Annotated in this window: 4 protein-coding genes; all 4 read left to right on the top strand. The window is 60.7% G+C overall.

Annotated elements, in window-relative coordinates; all coding sequences use genetic code 11:
• Nucleotides 1-89 precede the first annotated feature (89 nt).
• Entirely contained in the window at nt 90-458 is a 369-nt protein-coding gene (locus SY1_RS06165) for an Ntn hydrolase family protein (RefSeq protein WP_015556517.1), read from the top strand.
• Nucleotides 459-502: 44 nt separating this feature from the next.
• Entirely contained in the window at nt 503-1,630 is a 1,128-nt protein-coding gene (locus SY1_RS06160; protein ID WP_015556516.1) for an SPASM domain-containing protein, read from the top strand.
• 49 nt (nt 1,631-1,679) lie between these two features.
• On the top strand, nt 1,680-3,716 hold the full coding sequence (locus SY1_RS06155) for a Synerg-CTERM sorting domain-containing protein (protein ID WP_015556515.1): 2,037 nt from the start codon (nt 1,680-1,682) through the stop codon (nt 3,714-3,716).
• 370 nt (nt 3,717-4,086) lie between these two features.
• Complete coding sequence (locus SY1_RS06150; protein ID WP_208873083.1) at nt 4,087-4,974, top strand: RpnC/YadD family protein; 888 nt, start codon at nt 4,087-4,089, stop codon at nt 4,972-4,974.
• Nucleotides 4,975-5,176: the final 202 nt, after the last annotated feature.

Raw genomic sequence — 5,176 nt, 5'->3', positions numbered from 1 at the left:
GGTCATTCGGACCACCCCTGCAACCGTGAGTCCATACGGTATCAATAAAAATCGGTTACTTTGGGATAATAACGAGGAGGTAGCGTTTTATGAAAATCCGAATGGATTTCGTGACGAACTCAAGCAGCAGCAGTTTTATCGTCGCGCGGCAGGGTGAACTGAACGAAAAGCAGAAGGAAGCTATCATTAAGTTTGTTGAGGAGAAGATGCTCGGCAAAAAAGTCCTGGGGCCTGAGAGCGGCGAGAAGGATATCCAGGATTTTTTTGAGGACAATTACGTCGTGGATGAGGATGGGATTCGTGAGGCTTTGAAGGAGGGCAAGGACATTTACTCGGGCACCCTTGACCTCGAGACGGCCGAGGTCTACTATACACGGCTGTTCCAGGACCTGTGGGCTGTTCTTGATCAAACCGGCGACGGAAACTTTGTTGCCATTGATGATGATCTTTCGTACTAGGGCATCGGGCCGAATTGTTGTGGCCTGACATTCCTGGAACTACGATGCAAATCCACAGAGAAAAAGATTTCCTGTCCTGTTTCGACGACAGGACAGGGCGGTATTTCAGAACCGGCATTATCAGGGATGGGAGGGACACCGGCGAGGACCCGTTTATGTCATCTTTCCCGGAACTGGTCGATGTCGGAATCATGGGGCATTGTCGCCACGGCAAGCTTGGCCTGTGCCGGGCAGCGGGAGTGGAATGCTATCAGGACGGGCCTCATTCGGATGCCCCGGATATGGAGCTGGACGATTTCCTGGAGCTGGCGCGGCAGTGCAGCAGCAGGACGTACCAGTTTGCGCTCGGGGGATGCGGGGATCCCGACCAGCACGAGAACTTTGCGGAGATACTTCAAATCTGTAGGCATTATCGTATTGTGCCCAATTACACGACATCCGGACTGGGCATGACGAAGGATATTGCAGAGCTGAGCGGACGGCACTGCGGGGCGGTGGCTGTCAGCTGGTATCGAAGCACATACACACTCCGTGCTGTCAGTCTGCTTCTTAATGCTGGTGTTAAGACGAACATTCATTTCGTCCTTGCCCGTGACAGCGTAGCGGAAGCAATAAGGCTTCTCACCGGTAAGGGGCCCAGTGAGGGTTTCCCGGTGGGGATAAACGCTGTCGTATTTCTGCTGCACAAGCCTGTTGGCCTTGGGAGTCGGGAAAAGGTGATATCTCTTGAGGACGAAAGCTTCAAGGAATTTCTGAAGCTGGTGAACTCCAGGACCTTTCGATACAGGGTAGGGTTCGACTCCTGTACCGTACCGGCGTTGGTGAACAATCCCGGAATCATTGATATGAAGAGCCTGGATACGTGCGAGGGAGCACGCTGGTCCGCCTACGTCACCCCCGACATGAAGATGCTCCCGTGCAGCTTCGACAATCAGGATCGACGATGGGAAGTCAACCTTCGTGACAATACGGTTGAGGCAGCCTGGAACAGCAGCACGTTCGAGGATTTTCGCACTTGTCTCAGAACGTCCTGCCCAGAGTGCGACAAAAGAAGCCTGTGCATGGGAGGGTGCCCCGTCCGCCCCGAAATTGTCCTTTGTGGGAGACGCTTGGATTTTCAACGCCAAATCGACAATCCGGGCACTACAGGCAAGAGCAGCGTAGGAAAATGATGCCCCTTCCAGGGGAGGCCATGGCACTATTAAGAGGATGGTGGTAGGAATGAGAAAGCGGTTCTTTGCAATTCTGGCGTTAATCCTGGCGCTGGCGTTCCCGGTTGCCCCGGCAGGAGCTGAGCTGATCTTCACGCGGCAGGACAACAGCTACGCCAACACAGCTCTGGGCATCGTCCTGGGGGATGGGGTGCCCATCCATCCCCTGGTCAGCAACATGGGGGGCAACCAGGGTCAGGGCATCTACCCATTCGTCAACGCGGACGGCAATTTCCGCGTCGCGATCACCCTCTACACCCTGAACGGTACGGACGTCATTAACATCCACGACCCCGGCCCCAAGGAGAACTGGAAGATCCCTCAGACATGGAACCGCCCCCAGGAGGCTGGCACCTCGCTGCATAACACCCGGATACTGGTCCCCTCGGGAGGGTATCTCTACGGTACGGCCTACGACATTCCTACGATCAACCGCGTGTCGACCCGTGGAGACCAGTACACGGAGGACAAGACGTACCTCTACACGCCGTCCTCCTCTGGGAACAAGGCCCACGGCGAGGGGCTGGTCCCCTATGGGGACGCGCTCTACGCCATCTTTACCGAGGGGCACGATGTGTGGAACATCGCAGGCGTCGGCTACGCGCCCAACCGGCTGGTGAAGCTGGACAAGGACCTGAACGTGCTGGCGAACAAGCCGATGCTGGGCAAGAACCTGGACGGCTTCACCCCCGGCGCCTACATCCGACAGGGAAACCTTCTCTACGTGGCCACGCTGGGCGGAGTCCAGCCCTTCGGGAACACGTACAATCCCGACTCCTGCGTGGAGATCGTGAACCTGGACACGATGGAGGTCTCCGCGCCTGTGACGGCAAGAAGGATGAAGGAGAAGGACCCCACCTTCAGCCACATGTTCGGGGCGGTCGCGTCGGCATGGGGCAAGATCTACGTGCAGGCTACGCAGTGGGTCTCCGAGGAGGAGTACAAGCCGGGCTACAGCATCCGCGTCTATGAGACGACGGCGGAACGCCTGGCCGCCGGTGACCTGGGAACGCTGCTGCGGGACTTCAAAGGGAAGTACGGTTATCGGATGGGCCTGGTCTATGACCCGGAGCGAAACTACCTGTGGGCGGGCGTGGGCTACAGCCTGTGGCGCTACGACGGGACGAATTGGAGGGAGTTCGATGCCAACGCGCTGGGCGGGAACATCTCGGCCTACACGGCAATCTCCATCCAGACCGGCCCGGTGATCCCACCGTCCCCGTCTCCCAGTCCAAGCCCTTCACCGAGTCCATCGCCAAGCCCCTCTCCGTCGCCCACGCCGCAGCCCGGCCAGCCGGAGTCCGGCATTGTGCCCAGCCTTCCGGGCGGTTCCCCCGAGGGTATCCAGGCCGTGAAACCGGAATATTTCGCGGCGTCCGGCCAGGCGGAAGAGTTGACGAAAGCGGCGGAGGCGCTCTCCCGGACGGGGCTGACCCGGGACGATCTGAGGGCGGACTCCGATAGTGGCGTCGTGAAGCTCGCGCCCAGGGTTGCCAGGGAGGTGGCGAAGAAGGTGCTGCCGGCCTCCGAGACGACCGCGACCGTCAAGCTCCTTCCGGTCCTCACGGCCCGACTGAACAAGGCCGGCGGTGTTGCGGCGGCAGGCGTGGCGTTGACGGTCACGGATCCCAAGGGCAAGAGGGGTGCGGACGTGAAGCTGCTCAAGGTCACGGGACCGGATAAGGGCGTGCTGCTGACGTGGGCGGCCAGGCCTGCGGACTTCGCCGACGGACGCTTCACGGTGCTGGACGACAAGGGCAACATCGTCGAGGACCTGAAGCCTTATATTCCTTACGTCCTGACGCTGTTTATCCGGGACGGCGGCCCGCTGGACCTGGACGGTGCGGCGGACGGCAAGGTGGTGGACCCCGCGGCGATCCTCACGGTCGAGGCGTCGGGCACGCCGGCACCGGAGCCAAAGCCAGACACCAACCCCGGCCAGCCCGACAAGGGCAAGGGCGGTGGTGGTGGATGCGACGCAGGGTTTTTGTTGGGCTGGCTGCTGCTCGCTGCGGCTATCCCCGTTGTGTTGCGGCGGAGGGGATGACCCCTCCGGCCCGTTGGGCCACCTGATGAAGAAACCAGCCGACCTGCACAGCTCACTGCGTTCGCTGGCAGTCTGGCCGTCCCCTTTCAGGGGAGGCAAGGCAAGCAGGGCGCGCTTTTGGGCCCCCCTGAAAGGGGGGCTGGCGAGCCCCGAAGGGGCGAGACTGAGGGGTTGTTTTTGAGCCCCTTTCTGAATCAAACTCCCCTGAGCTTTGCTATACTGGTACAGGGAAAGCCTAAGTGCACGGCAAATCACGAAACGAGGTGACGCCATGAGCGGGAAGAAAAAAGACCCATCGGAGAAGGCCGCCAAGGAACCGCGACGCGATGATCTGCTCTGGAAAGATATTCTAAACCGATTCTTCGTCCCCATGCTCCACTCTTTGCTGCCCGACCTGGCCAGGGACCTCGACGAGAAACGGGACGTCGTTTTCCTCGATAAGGAACTGCGCCGGCTGGCCCGCTTCACCCAAAGGTCGGAAGGCGGTGAGCCGGACGGGAACCGATTCGTGGACCTCCTGGCGAACGTCCCCCTCCGTACCCAAGAAGACGCCTGGATCCTCCTTCACGTGGAGGTGCAGGGCCGGGGCGGGAACGAGGACTTCCCTCTGCGGATGCACCGCTACCGTGGCCTCCTGGAGGGACGTTACCGAAGGCACGTCAGCGCCCTGGCTCTCCTCATCGAGCCCCTGTCGGAGGCGCAGTCCTACGGGATCTATTCCTGGGAGGGCTACGGCACGCGGGTGAAGTACGAGTTTCCCGTGTTCAAGCTCTACGAAGGGGACGAAGAGGCCCTGAAGGCGAGCGACAACCCCTTTGACTGGGCGCACCTGGCGGGTTTGAGGGCGTGGAAGAGCCGGAGCAGCGAGCCGAGGAAGCTGAGTTACCTGAAGGAGATGCTGAAGCTCCTGGACGAACAGGGCTGGCCCCACGCGGACAAGGCGCAGCTGTTGGTGTTTATGGAGGGCGTGATTCACCTGACGGAGGACGAGAGCTCCAGGGAGTACGAGGAATGGGAGAGCGCCCTGGAAGAGGCGAAGGAGGCGGGACGGATGTACGTCAGCATCATGGAACGTAAGGGCATTGAAAAGGGCATCCAGCTGGGCAGGACAGAGGGCATTCAGCTGGGTGAGGCAAGGGGCGTCGCTGCCACGGCGCGTCGGATGCTGGGCATGAGTTTCACGTCGGAGCAGATATCTCAGGCGACGGGCCTCTCCCCTGACGAGGTTGCGGCACTGAGGGCCGGGACCGGAAACTGAACGCACCACTTCAGAACAACCCCTCCGCCGCCTTCGGCGGCACCTCCCCTTGCAGGGGAGGCAAAAAGAAGCGGCGCGCTTTTCAGGCCCCCCTGGAAGGGGGGCTGGCGAGCCCCGCAGGGGCGAGACTGCCGGCCCGTGAGCGGTAGCGAACGACAGCCGGAAGGCTCCCCGAGGGGGAGGTGGCGAGTGTTTTTCATAA

Source organism: Fretibacterium fastidiosum (assembly GCF_000210715.1).
Lineage (GTDB): Bacteria > Synergistota > Synergistia > Synergistales > Aminobacteriaceae > Fretibacterium > Fretibacterium fastidiosum.
This window is presented reverse-complemented; position numbering and strand designations above follow the sequence as displayed.

Bases quoted from the DNA above. Each gene is read 5' to 3' on its own strand.
- SY1_RS06150 (WP_208873083.1), top strand. From the start codon at position 4,087: ATGCTCCACTCTTTGCTGCCCGACCTGGCCAGGGACCTCGACGAGAAA.
- SY1_RS06165 (WP_015556517.1), top strand. From the start codon at position 90: ATGAAAATCCGAATGGATTTCGTGACGAACTCAAGCAGCAGCAGTTTT.
- SY1_RS06160 (WP_015556516.1), top strand. From the start codon at position 503: ATGCAAATCCACAGAGAAAAAGATTTCCTGTCCTGTTTCGACGACAGG.
- SY1_RS06155 (WP_015556515.1), top strand. From the start codon at position 1,680: ATGAGAAAGCGGTTCTTTGCAATTCTGGCGTTAATCCTGGCGCTGGCG.